Annotated in this window: 15 protein-coding genes; 8 read left to right on the top strand and 7 right to left on the bottom strand. The window is 63.3% G+C overall.

Translation table 11 applies throughout. From position 1 onward, the window contains the following. Positions 1–13: 13 nt before the first annotated feature. The 4 genes from betA to HWX53_RS18390 all read right to left on the bottom strand — a co-directional run bounded on the left by betA (position 14) and on the right by HWX53_RS18390 (position 4,856). Complete coding sequence (gene betA, locus HWX53_RS18405; RefSeq protein WP_175943455.1) at positions 14–1,735, bottom strand: choline dehydrogenase; 1,722 nt, start codon at positions 1,733–1,735, stop codon at positions 14–16. Positions 1,736–1,746: 11 nt separating this feature from the next. Further along, entirely contained in the window at positions 1,747–3,216 is a 1,470-nt protein-coding gene (gene betB / locus HWX53_RS18400) for a betaine-aldehyde dehydrogenase (protein ID WP_175943453.1), read from the bottom strand. Between the two features lie 30 nt (positions 3,217–3,246). After that, the gene (betI, locus tag HWX53_RS18395) at positions 3,247–3,834 is read right to left on the bottom strand and encodes a transcriptional regulator BetI (RefSeq protein WP_175943451.1); all 588 of its coding nucleotides are present in this window, start codon (positions 3,832–3,834) and stop codon (positions 3,247–3,249) included. Positions 3,835–3,956: 122 nt separating this feature from the next. After that, positions 3,957–4,856, bottom strand: a complete 900-nt coding sequence (locus HWX53_RS18390; protein WP_175943449.1) for a LysR family transcriptional regulator — start codon at positions 4,854–4,856, stop codon at positions 3,957–3,959. A 127-nt stretch (positions 4,857–4,983) separates the two neighbouring features. On the opposite strand from HWX53_RS18390, the gene betC reads away from it, so the two are divergent. The 3 genes from betC (at position 4,984) to HWX53_RS18375 (ending at position 8,814) form a co-directional block, all read left to right on the top strand. Then, positions 4,984–6,519: a choline-sulfatase gene (betC, locus tag HWX53_RS18385; RefSeq protein ID WP_175943447.1), complete on the top strand. Its 1,536-nt coding sequence runs from the start codon at positions 4,984–4,986 to the stop codon at positions 6,517–6,519. Between the two features lie 41 nt (positions 6,520–6,560). After that, on the top strand, positions 6,561–7,508 hold the full coding sequence (locus HWX53_RS18380; protein ID WP_175943446.1) for a choline ABC transporter substrate-binding protein: 948 nt from the start codon (positions 6,561–6,563) through the stop codon (positions 7,506–7,508). A gap of 130 nt (positions 7,509–7,638) precedes the next feature. Continuing rightward, positions 7,639–8,814: a porin gene (locus HWX53_RS18375; protein ID WP_175943443.1), complete on the top strand. Its 1,176-nt coding sequence runs from the start codon at positions 7,639–7,641 to the stop codon at positions 8,812–8,814. Between the two features lie 2 nt (positions 8,815–8,816). Here HWX53_RS18375 and HWX53_RS18370 read toward each other — a convergent pair whose 3' ends face one another. After that, positions 8,817–9,788: a GlxA family transcriptional regulator gene (locus HWX53_RS18370; protein ID WP_175943441.1), complete on the bottom strand. Its 972-nt coding sequence runs from the start codon at positions 9,786–9,788 to the stop codon at positions 8,817–8,819. A gap of 180 nt (positions 9,789–9,968) precedes the next feature. On the opposite strand from HWX53_RS18370, the gene HWX53_RS18365 reads away from it, so the two are divergent. From HWX53_RS18365 to HWX53_RS18350, 4 genes are read left to right on the top strand one after another with little or no spacing between them, the layout of a single operon-like run. Beyond that, positions 9,969–10,907 (top strand): choline ABC transporter substrate-binding protein, encoded by a 939-nt coding sequence (locus HWX53_RS18365; protein ID WP_175943439.1) that lies wholly within the window; start codon positions 9,969–9,971, stop codon positions 10,905–10,907. A gap of 59 nt (positions 10,908–10,966) precedes the next feature. Next, positions 10,967–11,896, top strand: a complete 930-nt coding sequence (locus HWX53_RS18360) for a 3-keto-5-aminohexanoate cleavage protein (RefSeq protein ID WP_175943437.1) — start codon at positions 10,967–10,969, stop codon at positions 11,894–11,896. A gap of 19 nt (positions 11,897–11,915) precedes the next feature. Next, a complete protein-coding gene (locus HWX53_RS18355; RefSeq protein WP_175943435.1) occupies positions 11,916–12,863 on the top strand; it encodes an L-carnitine dehydrogenase in 948 nt (315 codons plus the stop codon). 3 nt (positions 12,864–12,866) lie between these two features. Further along, positions 12,867–13,322, top strand: a complete 456-nt coding sequence (locus HWX53_RS18350; RefSeq protein WP_175943433.1) for a thioesterase family protein — start codon at positions 12,867–12,869, stop codon at positions 13,320–13,322. Between the two features lie 36 nt (positions 13,323–13,358). Here the strand turns inward: HWX53_RS18350 and HWX53_RS18345 are convergent, their stop codons facing one another. Then, positions 13,359–15,116 carry an ATP-binding protein gene (locus HWX53_RS18345; protein ID WP_175943431.1) on the bottom strand — a complete coding sequence of 586 codons (1,758 nt, stop codon included), beginning with the start codon at positions 15,114–15,116 and terminating at the stop codon, positions 13,359–13,361. A 692-nt stretch (positions 15,117–15,808) separates the two neighbouring features. On the opposite strand from HWX53_RS18345, the gene HWX53_RS18340 reads away from it, so the two are divergent. Continuing rightward, positions 15,809–16,576: an SDR family oxidoreductase gene (locus tag HWX53_RS18340; protein WP_175943429.1), complete on the top strand. Its 768-nt coding sequence runs from the start codon at positions 15,809–15,811 to the stop codon at positions 16,574–16,576. 20 nt (positions 16,577–16,596) lie between these two features. Here the strand turns inward: HWX53_RS18340 and HWX53_RS18335 are convergent, their stop codons facing one another. Beyond that, positions 16,597–17,238, bottom strand: a complete 642-nt coding sequence (locus tag HWX53_RS18335; RefSeq protein ID WP_175943427.1) for an HD domain-containing protein — start codon at positions 17,236–17,238, stop codon at positions 16,597–16,599. Between the last annotated feature and the right edge of the window lie 46 nt (positions 17,239–17,284).

Below are 17,284 nucleotides of genomic sequence, written 5' to 3'. Positions count from 1 at the left end.
ATTGCTGCTTGCTTTAAAGCTCTTTGACGCTGACGACGGACCTTAGCGGCGCTTTTGCGCCCACAGAATCGCGCTGCTTTCTGGCGCTGTCAGCCACAAAATAAGGAGTATTGACTTTAGGAAGCGGCGCGATGCCCCGAATGCGGTCCGCGATCTTCTCCGCGAGCATGATGGTCGGGGCGTTCAGGTTGCCCGTCATGATCTGCGGCATGATCGATGCGTCCACGACGCGCAGGCCACTCATGCCATGCACGCGTCCCTCGGCGTCGACGACCGCCATGTCGTCATAGCCCATCTTGCACGAGCAAGAAGGGTGATATGCGGTCTCCGCCTTCGCGCGCACGAAGGCATCGAGTTCGCTATCGCTCATTGCATCGGCGCCGGGATGCAGCTCTTCGCCGCGATAGCGCGCGAGCGCCGGCTGCCGCATGATGTCCCGCGTGATGCGGATTCCGTCGCGGAACTCGCGCCAGTCCAGCGGATCGGCCATATAGTTGAACAGGATGCTCGGATGCGCGTTCGGATCGCGCGACTTGATCTTCACGCGGCCGCGGCTCGGCGAGCGCATGGAGCCGACGTGCGCCTGAAAGCCGTGCATCTCGATGGGATTCGAGCCGTTGTAATTGATCGCGACGGGCAGGAAGTGGTACTGAATGTTCGGCCAGAGATCGTCGTCGCGCGTGCGGATGAAGCCGCCCGCTTCGAAATGATTGGTCGCGCCGATGCCGGTTCCCTTGACCATCCATTCGAGCCCGATAGCCGGCTGGTTCCACCACTTCAGCGCAGGGTAGAGCGTCACCGGTTCCTTGCATGCGTACTGCATGTACATCTCCAGATGATCCTGAAGGTTCTCGCCGACGCCCGGCAAGTGATGCACCAACGGGATCTCCAGTTCCTTCAGCCACGAAGACGGCCCTACGCCGGAGCGTTGCAACAACTGAGGCGACGCAATCGCACCGCAGCATACGAGCACTTCGCGACGCACATGCGCCGTCTCGCGCTGCCCGCCATGCAGATACGCGACGCCGATTGCGCGCTTGCCCGAAAAGAGCACGCGGTCCGTTGCGGCATGCGTCACGATGGTGAGATTGGCCCGATGCCTCGCGCGGTCGAGATAGCCACGCGCGGTGCTCGCGCGCCGGCCGTTCGCCGTGACGGTGCGATCCATCGGGCCGAAGCCTTCTTGCTGATAGCCGTTGAGATCGTCCGTGCGCGGATAGCCCGCCTGCACGCCGGCTTCCACCATCGCCGCGAAAAGCGGATTGTTGCCGGGCTTGCTCGTCGTCACATGCACCGGGCCGTCGCCACCGTGGTATTCGTTCGGGCCGATATCGCGCGTCTCGGCCTTGCGGAAGTACGGCAGGCAATCGAGGTAGCTCCAGTTTTCGAGCCCCGGCATCGACGCCCAGTTGTCGTAGTCGAGGGCATTCCCGCGGATATAGCACATGCCGTTGATGAGCGACGATCCGCCGAGCCCCTTGCCGCGTCCGCATTCCATGCGGCGGTTGTTCATATGCGGCTCAGGCTCCGTTTCGTAGGCCCAGTTATAGCGGCGTCCTTGCAGCGGATACGCGAGCGCGGCCGGCATCTGCGTGCGGAAATCGAATCGGTAATCGGGACCGCCTGCTTCCAGCAGCAGCACAGTCACGTCTTGGTCTTCGGTCAGACGGGACGCGAGCACGTTGCCCGCCGAACCCGCGCCGACGATGATGTAGTCGAACTCTTTCGCGCTCATCGGCATGCTCCTCAAAACACGGGTTGATACGGTCCGAGTTCCACTTGAACCGACTTGATGCGCGTATAGGCGTGCAGGGTGACGATGCCGTTCTCGCGACCGATGCCGGACTGCTTGTATCCGCCAACGGGCATCTCAGCAGGCGATTCGCCCCACGTATTGATCCAGCAGATGCCCGCATGCAGCCGATGCACCACGCGGTGCGCGCGCGACAGGTTCTCGGTCACGACGCCCGCCGCGAGCCCATAGACCGTGTCGTTCGCGCGTGCGATGACTTCGGCCTCGTCGTCGAACGGAAGAATGCACATGACCGGACCGAATATCTCTTCCTGCACGATGCGCATGTCGTCGCGGCAATCCGCGAATACGGTCGGCGCCACGTAGTTGCCGCGAGCGAACGCGCCATCGGTCAGACGCTCGCCGCCTGCAACGAGCCGCGCGCCTTCGCGCTTGCCTTCGTCGATGTAGCCGAGCACCTTGTGCATCTGCGCGGCGCTCACAAGCGGCCCGAAGTTGGTATCCGGATCTTCCGGCGAGCCGATGCGAATGCGCTTCACCCGTTCCTGCACCAGACGTTCGAACTCTGCCATGACACCGCGCTCGACGAACACGCGCGTGCCGTTGGTGCATACCTGCCCCGAGCTGAAGTAGTTCGCGCTCATCGCGATATCGGCGGCGCGGTCGAGGTTCGAATCGGCGAAGACGATCAGCGGCGACTTGCCGCCGAGCTCCATCGTCACGTCCTTGAGCGTGGAGCCGCCCGCGCGCGCCATCACCTTCTTGCCGGTCTCGACGCCGCCGGTGAACGATATCTTGTCGATGCCCGCGTGCTCCGCGAGCATCGCGCCGACGCGGGCATCGCCTTGCACCACGTTGAACAAGCCCGGCGGCGCGCCCGCTTCCGTGTAGATTTCCGCGAGCTTCAACGCACTCAAGGGCGTGACTTCGCTCGGCTTGAAGATCATCGCGTTGCCGGCCGCGAGCGCGGGCCCCGACTTCCAGCATGCGATCTGTATCGGATAGTTCCACGCGCCGATGCCCGCGCAGACGCCGATGGGCTCGCGCCGCGTATAAACGAAGGACGCTTCGCGCAGCGGTATCTGCTCGCCTTCTATGGCTGTCGCGAGCCCCGCGTAATACTCGATAACGTCCGCGCCCGTGACGATATCCACGGCGCGCGTCTCGGCGATCGGCTTGCCCGTATCGCGTGTTTCGAGCGCGGCGAGTTCATCGTTGCGCGCGCGGAGCAAGTCCACCGCGCGACGCAGAATGCGCGAGCGCTGCATCGCCGTCAACGCGGCCCATTCCTGCTGCGCGGCCTGCGCTGACCGCACCGCCCGGTCGATGTCGGCCTGCGACGCCTGCTGCACGCGCGCGAGGCTTTCACCTGTGGCGGGATCGAACGTCTCGAAGGTTTCGCCGCTCGTCGCATCGACATATTCGCCGCCGATGTAAAGCCGTTGCTCGTCGAAAAGGGGCATCGCCTGCGTCTCCTGAGTGCGTTGAGGGGATCAGTCGCGTGGCTGGATCATGAGATCGATGTAGTCGTACGAGACGCGCAGCGCGCTCTTCGTATCGAACGGTTCGCCCGCGAGCGCGCCGCGCAACCACAGACCGTCGATCAGCGCCGCGAGTCCCGTCGCGGCGCGGCGCGCGGCAGCGCGGCTCAACACGCGCGAGAAGTCGGCGCAGAGGTTCGAGTAAAGACGGCGCGTATTCACGTATTGCAAGCGCCGCAGTTGTTCCTTGTGCATGCTTTCGGACCAGAATGCGAGCCACGTTTTCATGACCGGTCCGTTGACCTGCTCGACGTCGAAGTTCGCGGCGACGACTGCGCGCAGCTTCGAACGTGCATCGGGCTTCGCGGCCTTGCGCCGGCGCGAGGTGCCTTGCCACAAGGATCGCAATACATGGCGCATGGTGGCTTCCAGCAGCCCGTCCTTGTCGCCGAAGTAATGGCTCACGATGCCCGTCGAAATCGACGCGCGCTGCGCCACCGTCGCGAGCGTGGCGCCCGTGAGTCCGACTTCGTCGATGGTCAGCAACGTGGCATCGATAAGTTGCGCGCGACGAAGCTCGCGCATTCCAAGCTTGGGCATGGTTGATCGACCTGTGAGAGCACGGCCGCCCTTGGCATTTACCAGAGCGTCGGCACATGCTACTTTTTCTATATTGAACGGTCAATCAACAAAAACGGCAAGAAAAACGCGATCCCTTTGCGTCAGACCATTGCGTCGCACTCGTCCAGCAGCCAGTCCTGGAAGGCGCGCACGGCGGGCGGTTCTTCGCGTTGCGTGAGCAGCATGTAGCCGCGATCGGTGACGAGCGAGGTCTCACTCAACGCGACGAGCTGCCCCGTGGAAACCAGTTCGTCGATGAGCGGCGACCAGCCGAGCGCGACGCCCTGGCCCATGACCGCCGCGTGCGCGACGAGGGCGTAGCTGTTGAAGGTCAGTCCGCCATGCATCGGCGGCGCGGCTTGTCCGTGCGCGTCGAACCACGCGTGCCACGAGAGCCACCGCTCCGGCTGCGTGCGCTCGACGTGCAACAGCGGTAGCCGCGAGAGATCGGACGTGTCGTGCGTGGCCGCGAACGTGGGGCTGCATACGGGCGTGACGCGTTCGGGAAACAGCTTCACGGCCCGGCGCGCGCCCCAGTCGGCGTGCACGTCGCCGAACACGATGGCCACGTCCGCGCCGTCGCCGGACGCACTCGGCATCTGTTGCGACGTGATGATCTTCACGTCGACATCGGGCATCAGCGCCTTGAATTGCGGCAGGCGCGGCATGAGCCAGTAGGTGGCGAAGCCGAAGTCGGTCGACAAGGTGAGCGCGCGCTGGGCACGGCGCGAGCGGATATCGCCCGTGGCCTGGCGGATGACGTCGAGGCCCTGACGCACCGCGTCGAAGAGGCGCGTGCCGTCTTCGGTGAGCGTCACGCCGCGATGGCCGCGCTCGAAAAGCGCCGTCCCGAGCGCTTCTTCCAGTTGCACGACGCGCTGGCTCACCGCGGGCTGCGTCGAGCCGAGTTCGCGCGCAGCGGCCGTGAAGCTCGCGAGCCGCGCGGCGGATTCGAACATCAGCAGCGCCTGCATGGGCGGCAGGCGGTCTTGTCGCGGCATAACGGCTCCTTATGAGCGCATAACGAAATGTCGTCTTCACAGACGAAAATCGGACGGCAATAGTGGCGTTGCGCGAACACCCCCGGCGCGCGGATTCCGGCATCCGATTCTATTCGAGGCGTGCTCCATGCTTGAAGCGAAACAAAATATCCTTGTTTTGATGGCCGATCAACTCACGCCGTTCGCGCTCGCCGCGTACGGCAATCGCGTCACGAAGACGCCGCATATCGACGCGCTCGCGCGCCGCGGCGTGGTGTTCGAATCGGCGTACTGCGCGAGTCCGCTGTGCGCGCCGTCGCGTTTCTCCTTGCTGGCGGGAAAGCTGCCCTCGAAGATCGGCGCTTATGACAACGCCGCCGAGTTTCCGTCCGAGACGCTGACCTTCGCGCATTATCTGCGCGCCGAGGGTTATCGCACGATCCTGTCGGGCAAGATGCACTTCTGCGGCGCGGATCAGTTGCACGGCTTCGAAGAGCGTCTCACTACCGATATCTATCCCGCCGATTTCGGCTGGACGCCCGACTGGCGCGACTTCGACACGCGCCCATCGTGGTATCACAACATGAGTTCCGTCATCGATGCGGGTCCGTGCGTGCGCACCAATCAACTCGACTTCGACGACGAAGTGACGTTCACCACTCGCCAGAAGCTCTTCGACATCGCCCGCGAGCGGCAAGCGGGCAAGGACGCGCGGCCCTTTCTGATGGTGGCGTCGCTGACGCATCCACACGATCCGTACGCGATACCGCGCAAATACTGGGACATGTACCGCGATGAGGATGTGGACATGCCGCTTCATCGCGACTCGCTAGAAGCGAGCGATCCGCATTCGCGGCGTCTGCGTCACGTGTACGAAGCCGATCGCACGCCGCCGACCGACCAGCAAATCCGCAACGCGCGGCGCGCGTACTACGGCGCGGTGTCGTATGTCGATGACCAGTTCGGCGCCATTCTGGAAGCGCTGGAACAGGCCGGACTCGCGGACGACACCACGATCATCGTCACCTCCGACCACGGCGAGATGCTCGGACAGCGCAACCTCTGGTACAAGATGACCTTCTTCGAAGGCGGCTGCCGCGTGCCGCTCATCGTGCATCGGCCGGGGCGGTTCGACGCGCATCGCGTCGCCGACTCGGTCTCGCATCTCGATCTGCTGCCGACGCTCGTCGAGCTCGCGAGCAACGCGCAGCCGCACGACTGGCCCGACGCCATCGACGGACGCAGCCTCATGCCGCATCTGACGGGAACGGGCGGTCATGACGAAGCGATCGGCGAGTATCTGGCCGAAGGCGCCATCGCGCCGATCGTCATGATCCGGCGCGGGGCGTACAAGTTCATTCATACGAAGGTCGATCCCGACCAGCTTTATGACCTGGACGCTGATCCGTTCGAGCGCAGCAATCTCGCGGAGGACGAACGGCACCGCGAGCTCGTTGCCGCGTTTCGCGAGGAAGTGGCGCGCCGCTGGGACCTCGACGCGTTGCATCGCGACGTGCTGGCGAGCCAGCGCCGCCGTCACTTCCATTTCGCGTCGACCACGCGCGGGGCGATTCAATCGTGGGACTGGCAGCCTCGCGTCGATGCGAGCCAGCGTTACATGCGCAATCATCTCGACCTCGACGATCTCGAAGCGATGGCGCGCTTTCCCGCCGTCGAGCACTGAAGCCGCTTGACCATCAACCGCACTCACCGACAGGAACGCAGATGAAAACAGTCCTATTTCAGGCAGTTTTATATACCGCGCTCGGCTGCGCGGCGTCGGCCGCATTCGCTGCCGATCCGCCGTCCTGCACGCAGGTGCGCATGGCCGATCCCGGCTGGACCGACATCGACGCGACCAACGCGATGAGCGGCATCGTGCTGAAGGCGCTCGGCTACCGGCAGGACGTCGCGAATCTCTCGGTGCCGATCACGTATCAGGGCTTGAAGAAAGGGCAGATCGACGTGTTCCTCGGCAACTGGATGCCCGCGCAGGCGCCGCTCGTGAAGCCGTTCGTCGACGAGAAATCCATCGACGTAGTGCGGCCGAACCTGACCAACGCCAAGTTCACGCTTGCCGTGCCGGACTATGTGGCGGCGGCCGGCGTGCACTCATTCGCGGACCTGGAGAAGAACGCCGACAAGTTCGACAAGCGCATCTACGGCATCGAGCCGGGCGCGCCGGCCAATCAGAACCTCAAGAAGATGGTGGACGACAAAGCCTTCGGTCTCGGCGACTGGAAGGTGGTGGAATCGAGCGAAACCGGCATGCTGACGCAAGTCGAGCGCGCCATCCGCGACAAGAAGTTCATCGTGTTCCTCGCGTGGGAGCCGCATCTGATGAACACGAAGTTCAAGCTCGTCTATCTGGATGGCGGCGACAAGTATCTCGGTCCGAACTTCGGCGGCGCGACGGTGAACACCGTTTCGCGCAGCGGCTACGAACAGCAATGCCCGAACGTCGGGCGTCTGTTCCGGCAGATGGCGTTCGACGTCGATCTGGAGAACGGCGTCATCTCCGACGTGCTGGACAAGAAGCGGAAGATCGATTCGGCTGCAACCGATGCGCTCAAGCGCAATCCCGCGCTCCTCAAGACATGGCTCGAAGGCGTGACCACGGCTAACGGCGGCAATGGACTGGAAGCGGTTCAGAGCGCGCTCGGCGTGAAGTAACAGACTCACTGCGCCGACGCGTGCAGCGCGATTTCGTCGCAACTGAACACATTTGCGTCGCAATTAGTCGAGCCACCACGTATATGGCAATTTACTTTACGTGTCGATCCACAATAAAAAGGACACGCTGATGAACACACCGAATGCCGTACAACGCCACGCACGACGCGCGTCGTGCATCACCGGTTTCGTCCTCGCAGCAAGCGCGTCCATCGCGCCTCTTCAAGCACAAGCACAAAGCAGCGTGACGCTCTACGGCATTATCGACGCAGGCATTACCTATGTGAACAACACCGGCGGTTCGCATGTCGTGAAGTTCGACGACGGCATCTCTTACGGCAACCGTATCGGCTTTCGCGGAACGGAAGATCTGGGCGGCGGTCTGCAAGCGGTGTTCGCGCTGGAATCGGGCTTCCATCTCGGCAACGGGAGCTACGCATTCGGCGGCGCGGAGTTCGGCCGTCAGGCGTACGTGGGTCTCGCAAGCAAAGAGTGGGGCCAAGTGTCGTTCGGAAATCAGCTGGATATGACCGAAGAGTTCGTCTATCTGTACAACATCTCTGCGTGGGCGAGCGGCTATGCGATCCACCAGGGCGACTTCGACCGCATGAACGGCGACCGGCTGCCGAACTCAGTGAAGTTCCTGTCCAGCAACTATGGCGGCTTCACGTTCGGCGGCATGTATTCGTTCGGCAACGTGGCGGGCAATTTCCATCGCAATAGCGCATGGAGCGTGGGCGGACACTACGCCGCGAATACGTTTAGCTTAGGCATCGCCTATACGCAATTGAATAACCCCAATGGCATCTATGCGTTCGATCCGTACGCGATGATCGGCGCGCATACGTTCCTTGGGCAGCCTGTCGTCAGCATCGATCCCGTGACGGGCGCGCGCACGGACCTCTACAGCACGAACGCGTTTCCGACCGACAAGCAAGGCGCGTTGGCAATGGGCGCCGCGTGGACGATCGGCGATCTGATGGTGTCGGGCAATTTCACGTGGACGAGCATCAAGGGTCTGGGCGTGACGTCGTACATGCGAGTCTACGAAGCGGGCGCTTCGTATAACTTCAGGCCGGATATCGCGCTCTACGGCGGCTACCAGCACACGCGATTCGAAGGCAATCACTGGAATCAGGGATCGCTCGGGCTGCACTATCTCTTGTCGAAGCGCACCGACGTCTATATCTCCGGCGATTACCTGCGTTCTTCCGGCCCGGTCGACGCGGTCATCGGCTACAGCTTCACGCCGTCGACGTCGAACACGCAGGCCGATGTGCGCGTCGGCATGCGGCACTCGTTTTGACGTCACGCGGCCCGGGCGGTGATCGCGGCGCGCACGGCGCTGCGGTCCTGCCGCGGGCTCGCATTAAAGCGCGCCCGGTACGTCCGCGAAAAATGCGAAGGCGATTCGAAGCCGCATGCGACACAGACCGCGAGAATTGACATGTCGGTTTGCTGAAGGAGTTCCCGGGCGCGCGCGAGACGCAGGCCGAGATAGAAATGCGTCGGCGTGTCCTTCAGCGCCGAGCAGAATAGGCGTTCGAGCTGTCGCCGCGTGACGCCGATGGATTCGGCCAGCGCATCGGGCGCAAGCGGCTCTTCCATGTGCTGCTCCATCACGCCGATCACCTGAATCAGCTTGCGGTTATGAATGCCGTAACGCGCGGCGATCTTCATGCGCTGATGATCGCTGCGCTGACGGATGCGCCCGAGCACGAACTGCTCGGAGACTTGCGCGGCGAGTTCCGCGCCGTGATCGCGGGCGATCAGATCGAGCATCAGGTCGATGGATGCCGTGCCGCCCGCACAGGTGATGCGTCGCGCGTCGATCTCGAAGATCTCCTGGCTCGTTTCGAGGGACGGATACTGCTCCGCGAATGCCGCCAGCGCCTCCCAATGCAAGGTCACGCGCTTGCCCCCGAGCAGCCCCGCTTCGGCAAGAATGAAACTCCCCGTATCGATGCCGCCGAGCGTCGCGCCTGCGCGATCCAGCTTGCGCAGCCACTCGCCGATGCCGCGCGTGTACGCGGCGAGCGGCTCGAATCCCGAGACGACGATGAGCGTGCGCGCATCGGCGGCTTCGTCGATGGAACGCTCCGCATTGAGCGAAATGCCGTTGCTCGCGACGACCGGCCCGCCATCGACCGAAACAATGTGCCAGCGATACAGCTCGCCCCTGAAGCGGTTCGCCACGCGCAGCGGCTCGATCGCCGACATGAAGCCGATCGACGAGAACTGCGGCAGCAGCAGGAAGTGGAAGTCTTGAGGGACGGGCATCGGAAGAAAGGGCACCAGTCAGCGATCAGCCACGCTATCAAGTGCAAAAAGCCCGCGCAATCGGGCGTGTCCCTGTAAACCCGCAGGTCGCTCGCGGTCAATTCGTGGTCGCAATGAGGCGTTCCGGTGGTTTAATGCAGCGGTACTTTCTACACACGTTCTTTCGACGGTCACGCCACCATGAAACTTCGCCTGCTCTCGCTTCTCGTAGCATCCGCATGCGCCGCGCACGTCGCCTATGCGAACGATGATGCGACCTGCCGCACCGTGCGCTTCGTCGATATCGGCTGGACGGACATCACCTCGACGACGGCGCTCGCGTCCGTGCTGTTCGAAGGGCTCGGCTATACGCCGCGCACCACGGTCGCATCGGTGCCGATCTCGCTCGCGGGCCTGAAGAACAAACAGATCGACGTGTCGCTCGGCTACTGGTGGCCGGTGCAGGAAAAGGCGGTGCAGCCGTTTCTCGATGCGAAGAGCATCGACAAGATCGAGCCGCCCAATCTCTCGGGCGCGAAGGCGACGCTCGCGGTGCCGAGCTATGCGTACGACGCGGGCATCAAGAGCTTTGCCGATATCGCGAAGCACAAGGACGAGCTCGATGGCACGATCTACGGCATCGAACCGGGCAGCAGCGCGAACGCCAAGATTCAGAAGATGATCGACACCAACCAGTTCCGTCTCGGCGGTTTCAAGCTGGTTCAATCGAGCGAAGCAGGAATGCTCGTGACCGTGGAACGCGCGATCCGCGAGAAAAAGCCGGTGGTGTTCCTCGCGTGGGAGCCGCATCCCATGAACATCCAGATGAAGATCAACTATCTGGCGGGCGGAGACGACGTGTTCGGCCCGAACTATGGCGAAGCGCGCGTCTATACGCTGACCAACCCGGACTTCCTCGCGCGCTGCCCGAACGCGGGCAAGCTCGTGAAGAATCTGCGCTTCACGACCGACCTCGAGAACCGCCTCATGCAGCCGGTGATGAACAAGGAACGCCCCGCCGACGCAGCCAAGGCGTATCTCAAGCAGAACCCGCAACTGCTCGACTCGTGGCTTGCGGGCGTGAAGACCGTCGATGGAAAGGACGGTCTGCCCGCGGTCAAACAGTATCTCGGTCTCTGATTTGCGCCCCGGTGACGCGTTCACCGGTCTTTCCGAAGTACTTAGGTATGCAGATAAACATGAACTACGAAGTCATCGTTACTTGCGCAGTCACCGGAGCGGGCGACACGACCACCAGGCATCCCGCGATTCCGGTGACGCCGAAGCAGATTGCCGACGCAGCCATCGAAGCCGCGCGCGCCGGCGCGACCGTCGCGCATTGCCATGTGCGCGATCCTCACACCGGACGAGGCAGCCGCGATCCCGCGCTCTACCGCGAGGTGGTGGACCGCATCCGTTCTTCGGACGTGGATGTCATCATCAACCTGACGGCGGGCATGGGCGGTGATCTGGAGATCGGTCCGGGCGAAGAGCCGATGCGCTTCGGCAAGGGCACGGATCTGGTCGGTGGCCTCACGCGTCTTGCGCATGTCGAGGAGTTGCTGCCCGAGATATGCACGCTCGATTGCGGCACGCTCAACTTCGGCGATGGCGACTACATCTACGTTTCGACGCCCGCGCAACTGCGAGCGGGCGCGAAGCGGATACAGGAATTGGGCGTGAAGCCCGAACTCGAAATATTCGATACGGGCCACCTGTGGTTCGCCAATCAACTGCTCAAAGAGGGTCTGCTCGATGCGCCGCCGCTCTTCCAGCTGTGCATGGGCATTCCGTGGGGCGCGCCGCCCGACACGGGCACGATGAAGGCGATGGTCGACAACTTGCCGCCCGGCGCGCATTGGGCCGGCTTCGGCATCGGCCGGATGCAGATGCCGATGGTCGCGCAGGCGATGCTGCTCGGCGGCCATGTGCGCGTCGGTCTCGAAGACAATCTGTGGCTGGATCGCGGCGTGCCGGCGAGCAACGGAACGCTGGTGCAGCGGGCCGTCGAGATCATCGAACGCTTGGGGGGCCGCGCGCTGACGCCCGCCGAGGGGCGCAGGAAACTCGGCTTGCCGGCGCGGGGCGAGCGTGCGCTGGAAAAGCGCGCAGTCGAACAATTCGCGTGAGCACCGAAGGAGCGAGCACATGCAAGTCAAGCAATTCGCCGCGCTGGGCGTGGGCGTCATCGGTAGTGGATGGGTTTCGCGCGCCCTCGCGCATGGTCTCGATGTCACCGTGTGGGACCCGGCGCCGAACGCCGAAGCGGTGGTCCGCGCGAATGTCGCGAACGCATGGCCCGCGCTGGAGCGCGTCGGGCTGGCGGCGGGCGCCTCGCAGCAACGGCTGCGCGTTGTGTCGAGCGTGGAGGAGTGCGTCGCCAACGCGGACTTCATACAGGAGAGCGCGCCCGAGCGCGAAGACCTGAAGCTCGCGCTGCATGAACGCGTGAGCCGCGCGGCGAAACCCGAGGCGATCATTGCGTCGTCGACATCGGGACTTTTGCCGAGCGACTTCTATGCGAGTGCGGTTCGCCCCGAGCGATGCGTCGTCGGGCATCCGTTCAACCCGGTGTATCTGCTGCCGCTCGTGGAAGTGCTGGGCGGCGGCAGCACATCGGAAGAATCGATCGACGCCGCCATGACGTTCTATGCTTCCATCGGCATGCGGCCGTTACGCGTGCGTGCCGAGGTGCCCGGTTTCATCGCCGACAGACTGCTCGAGGCGTTGTGGCGCGAGGCGCTGCATCTCGTGAATGAAGGCGTGGCGACGACCGGCGAGATCGACGACGCCATTCGCTACGGCGCGGGCATTCGCTGGTCGTTCATGGGAACGTTTCTGACCTACACGCTCGCGGGCGGCGAAGCGGGCATGCGGCATTTCATGCAGCAGTTCGGGCCGGCGCTGGAACTGCCGTGGACGAAGCTCGTCGCGCCCGAGTTGACCGATGAACTCATCGACCGAGTAGTGGATGGCACCGCGAAGCAGACGAAGGGACGCACCATCAAGGATCTGGAACGGTATCGCGACGACTGCATCACGAGCGTGATCGCGGCGATTGCAGAGGCCAAGGCGCGTCATGGCATCGAGGACTGACAGATGATTTATCGCGACACGGTGAGGCCCGAGTGGGTCGACTATAACGGGCATCTGCGCGATGCCTTCTACATGCTGATCTACAGTCTCGCAACGGACGCTTTCATGGACGACATCGGTCTCGGAGACACCGAGCGGCGCGCGCGGCATCGCACGCTCTACACGCTGGAGGCGCATGTCAGCTATCTGCGCGAACTGAAGGAAGGCGCGGCCGTGCGAGTCGATGCGCGCGTCATCGCGCACGACAGGAAGCGCATTCATCTGTATTTGCAGATGTTCGAGGGCGAGAGCGTCGAGCCTGCGTCCGCTTGCGAACAGATGCTCATGCATATCGACACGAGCGGCGCGCCGAAGGCCGCTTCGTTCGATGAAGACATCGCGGCGATCATTGCGGCACAGGCGACGATCGCCGCGACGGACGCGATCTATGCGGGCAGGGTCATCGGCTTGCCTCGATAGCAGTCGTTAGGCATCCTTCGAATCAAGGCAAGCGAGTCACGTGCTCGCTTCCCCTAACCCTAACTTCGCCGCATGGTGCTTCGCCATGACACTGTGAATGGATCGCTGCAGCAATCCGAGATCGATCGGCTTGACGAAGACATCGTCGAAGCCGCTTTCGATGGCGCGCTCGCTCACTTCGGGGCCGCTGTAGCCGCTCAGCGCGATCAGATGCGGACGCTTGATTCCGAGCATGTCCTTCGCGCGCCGCGCCACCTCGAATCCGTCGATGCCGGGCAAGCCGATATCGACGATGGCCACCATCGGCGTCTGGGCCACCATCGCGTCCACGCCGCGCGTGCCGTCGGACGCAGTCGCGACCGTGTAGCCGAGCGACTCCAGCATTGCGGCAGTCGCCGCCCGCACGTCGTCGTTGTCTTCCACGAGCAGAATGGAGACGTCCTGATCGCCGTGAAAGACCAGCTGCTCGGGCGCCGGAACGAGCCGCTGCGCTTCCATCAAGAGCGGAAGATCGACGATGAACCGGCTGCCTTTGCCTTCGCCCTCGGACCGCGCGACGAGCGTGCCGTCGTGCAATTCCACGAGCCGGCGCGCGAGATTCAGACCAATGCCGAGACCGCCCTCGGCGCGGTCGAGCGTTGTATTGACTTGCGCGAACAGCTCGAAGATGGACTCGAGATGGCGCGCCGGAATGCCACGCCCGTTGTCCTCGACGATGAGCACGGCCCGGCGTTCTTCGTTCGCCTTGCTCGCGGACAAACGCATGCCGATGTTGCCGCCCGGGTCCGTGAACTTGACCGCGTTGGAGAGCAGGTTGGCGACCACTTGCTGCAAGCGCGTGGCGTCGCCGTTCATCGCGTAATCGCCCGGCGCGAGGTCGATGACGAGAGAATGTCCTTTGGCCTCGAATTCTTTTCGCACCGAGTAGGCGGCCGTTTCGATGACCATGCGCAGATCGATCGGCTCACGATGCAGCCGGATGGTGCCACGCGAAACACGCGACGCATCGAGCAGATCGTCCACGAGACGCGTGAGCGTGCCGATCTGGCGGTTGATCAGCGAGCCGATTTCCTGCGGCACGCCTTGCTCCGCATCGGTCCTGTCGATAAGCTGAAACGCCGATGCGAGACCCGCCAGCGGGTTGCGTAACTCATGACCGAGCATCGCGAGGAACTCGTCCTTTCTGATGCTCTCGTCCTTCAGCCGGGCCGCGAGCGCGAACGCCTCTTCGCTCAGCCTGCGTAGTTCCTGGTTCGAATTCGATAGCTGCCGGCTTCGACGAATCAACTCCGATTCGCTTTCGACGTGTTTGCTTGTGCGATCGCTTGCCGGAATCTGCAGCGCCGTCGTGCGGCTGTGTACGTCCATCACGAAGTCGGTGACGTTCTCGACGCGATGAATGATGTATCCCACGGAGCCATCCGGATTCAAGAGCGGAATATTGATCGGACTCCAGTACCGCACGATGAACGCGCCGGTATCGCTCGATCTGTCCGGCACGTCGTAACGCTGCAAGGCCATTGCATCCGTGCGACGCAGCCGGATCACGCGTTCCAGCGACTCGCCGAGAATTCTGGTTGCCTGCGTCTTCTGATCTTCGGGGTTGTCGGGAAACGCGTCGAACACCGGGCGGCCGACCAGATGCTCGCGTTCGCTGACGGTCTCGCGCAGGTACGCCTCGTTCGCATCCAGGATCGTGTAGCCCTCGTCGACCGAGAGCAGCAGACAAGGGCTCGGCAGCAGCCTGAAGACGATCCGGTACGCGTCGGCTGGTAAGTCGCGGTCGATGTTCATGTGTCAGCGTCCTCCGGAGCCCACGTAGTTGCGCGGCGCAACGCGCCAACCGGAGTCTGCTAGCAGCGGACGTGCCTCCTCTTCGCGGCCGCTGTGATTTAGTCGCTTAGGCGCAGGGTCGAGCCTGATTGCTCCCTTGTATGGCTCTCCGCTATCTTCCGGATCGTTCGCAGGATGTGTGGAACGGGTCGCATTCGATGCCGACTTCGCACCGGCAAGTGCGCGATCAACCGGCGATAGAGTCAGCCGTATTACTATTCGGCAAAGCATGAACGCGCTGTACGCCAAAGGCATGCTTCAAGTGCGGCGGCCTCACGGCACTATCGTGCTGCTGGTTTGCGCGGGCGTGGTGCACGACGATGATTCGCATTCAATGCGATGCATCGGGCCGTCGCGGGGCAGGGCAGTTGCGTGCGCGGATCTTGCGTTCAACGGCGCGATGCTCACGGCGTGCGACAGCCCGTTCGTTCATCAGACGCAGCATGCGGTCTTCCGTTATTGTCCGCAGTAGGAGGCCGACCACCGCGCTCGCGCTTATCGGACGCGCGCAGAAAGAGTTCGACGAGCGCGCGGCGCTGCGCCGCGCCGGGGCGATACTTTCTCCGAGCAAGCGCTATCGTTACAGCGCCGCGAAGATGGCAGGCCTTTCGGACCGGCCTCGGCGCATGTGCGTCCATCATAAGGAAACAGCAATGAACAAGTTGTTCGATCTGAGCGGCCGCACGGCGCTCGTCACGGGTTCGGCGCGCGGCATCGGCTATGCGCTCGCGAAGGGCTTCGCGGCGGCTGGCGCGCGCGTCATCGTCAACGGGACGAAGGCCGAGACTGTCGATGCTGCCGTGAGCCGACTGCTCGCGCAAGGCTTCGAAGCATGCGGCCAGGCCTTCGACGTCACCGACGAGGCATCCGTTGCGGCCGCATTCGCAGCGTGGGACGCGCAAGGCATAGAAGTCGACATCGTCGTGAACAACGCGGGCATTCAATTCCGCAAGCCGATGATCGAACTCGCGCTCGCCGACTGGCAACGCGTGATCGACACCAATCTGACGAGCGCGTTCATCGTCGCGAAAGAAGCGGCGCGGCGCATGATCGAGCGCAAGCGCGGCGGCAAGATCATCAATATCGGCTCATTGACGAGCGAAGGGGCACGCGCGACGGTGGCGCCCTATACGGCTGCCAAGGGCGGCATCAAGATGCTCACACGCGCCATGAGCGCCGAGTGGGCGCCGTTCGATATCCAGGCCAACGCGATCGGCCCCGGCTATATCCTCACCGACATGAATCAGGCGCTTGTCGACAACGCCGACTTGGACCGGTGGGTCAAGAGCAGCAACCCGTCAGGGCGCTGGGGCAAGCCGGAAGAACTCGTCGGCACGGCGGTCTATCTCGCGTCGCCCGCATCGAGCTATGTGAACGGACAGATCATCTATGTCGACGGCGGCTGGCTCGCCGTGCTCTAACGCTCGCGCAACCCCGACGCCTACCCGCGCCACGCCGAATGGCGGATCACCGAGCAGAAGTTGCCCGGCCGGAAGCGCGGTTCCTTGTCCGCGATGACGTCGGCCTTGACGTTCCCGAACGTCGTGTGAGGCTTGTGTTTGATGCCGTCGTAGAACGCCTGAATGATGTCCTCCTTGAAGTGCTCGGTCCTCGGATACGCACTGACGACAGCGGTTCTTTCCGCCTCGCTGTACTCCGGGTAAGCGAGACCGAGCACGTCCATCTCGACTCCCGCGGTCACCAGCGCGATCACCGGATGCATATGTTGCGGCACGCCCGGTGTCGTATGAAGCGCGATGGCGGTCCACACGAGGTCGATGTCGGCGGGTGCGATGCCGTGCTGCCTCAGAAAGTCGCGCGCGGCGTTCGCGCCGTCCACTTCGAAACGCTCGGTCTGGCTGCTGTGCGAAGGCATGAGGCCCATGTCGTGAAACATGGCGCCGGCGTAGAGCAGTTCCGCGTCGAACTTCACGCCGCGCCGCTGGCCGGCAAGCGCGCCGAAGCAATACACGCGGCTCGAATGATTGAAAAGAAGCTCCGTCTCCGTATCGCGGACGAACTCCGTGATCGCCCGGGCAAGCTGGCTATCCGGAATGGCAACGGTATTCGCGTGAGTGCTCATGATGTTCTCCTGAGGTTGATGAGCACTATTGTCAGGCGTGGTATCG

The sequence above is a fragment of the Caballeronia sp. BCC1704 genome (genome assembly GCF_902833455.1).
In the GTDB taxonomy this organism is placed as follows: domain Bacteria; phylum Pseudomonadota; class Gammaproteobacteria; order Burkholderiales; family Burkholderiaceae; genus Caballeronia.
Note: the sequence above shows the minus strand (reverse complement) of the source record. Positions and strands in the feature narration are given on the sequence as shown.

Bases quoted from the DNA above. Each gene is read 5' to 3' on its own strand.
- betA (WP_175943455.1), bottom strand. From the start codon at position 1,735: ATGAGCGCGAAAGAGTTCGACTACATCATCGTCGGCGCGGGTTCGGCG.
- betB (WP_175943453.1), bottom strand. From the start codon at position 3,216: ATGCCCCTTTTCGACGAGCAACGGCTTTACATCGGCGGCGAATATGTC.
- betI (WP_175943451.1), bottom strand. From the start codon at position 3,834: ATGCCCAAGCTTGGAATGCGCGAGCTTCGTCGCGCGCAACTTATCGAT.
- HWX53_RS18390 (WP_175943449.1), bottom strand. From the start codon at position 4,856: ATGCCGCGACAAGACCGCCTGCCGCCCATGCAGGCGCTGCTGATGTTC.
- betC (WP_175943447.1), top strand. From the start codon at position 4,984: ATGCTTGAAGCGAAACAAAATATCCTTGTTTTGATGGCCGATCAACTC.
- HWX53_RS18380 (WP_175943446.1), top strand. From the start codon at position 6,561: ATGAAAACAGTCCTATTTCAGGCAGTTTTATATACCGCGCTCGGCTGC.
- HWX53_RS18375 (WP_175943443.1), top strand. From the start codon at position 7,639: ATGAACACACCGAATGCCGTACAACGCCACGCACGACGCGCGTCGTGC.
- HWX53_RS18370 (WP_175943441.1), bottom strand. From the start codon at position 9,788: ATGCCCGTCCCTCAAGACTTCCACTTCCTGCTGCTGCCGCAGTTCTCG.
- HWX53_RS18365 (WP_175943439.1), top strand. From the start codon at position 9,969: ATGAAACTTCGCCTGCTCTCGCTTCTCGTAGCATCCGCATGCGCCGCG.
- HWX53_RS18360 (WP_175943437.1), top strand. From the start codon at position 10,967: ATGAACTACGAAGTCATCGTTACTTGCGCAGTCACCGGAGCGGGCGAC.
- HWX53_RS18355 (WP_175943435.1), top strand. From the start codon at position 11,916: ATGCAAGTCAAGCAATTCGCCGCGCTGGGCGTGGGCGTCATCGGTAGT.
- HWX53_RS18350 (WP_175943433.1), top strand. From the start codon at position 12,867: ATGATTTATCGCGACACGGTGAGGCCCGAGTGGGTCGACTATAACGGG.
- HWX53_RS18345 (WP_175943431.1), bottom strand. From the start codon at position 15,116: ATGAACATCGACCGCGACTTACCAGCCGACGCGTACCGGATCGTCTTC.
- HWX53_RS18340 (WP_175943429.1), top strand. From the start codon at position 15,809: ATGAACAAGTTGTTCGATCTGAGCGGCCGCACGGCGCTCGTCACGGGT.
- HWX53_RS18335 (WP_175943427.1), bottom strand. From the start codon at position 17,238: ATGAGCACTCACGCGAATACCGTTGCCATTCCGGATAGCCAGCTTGCC.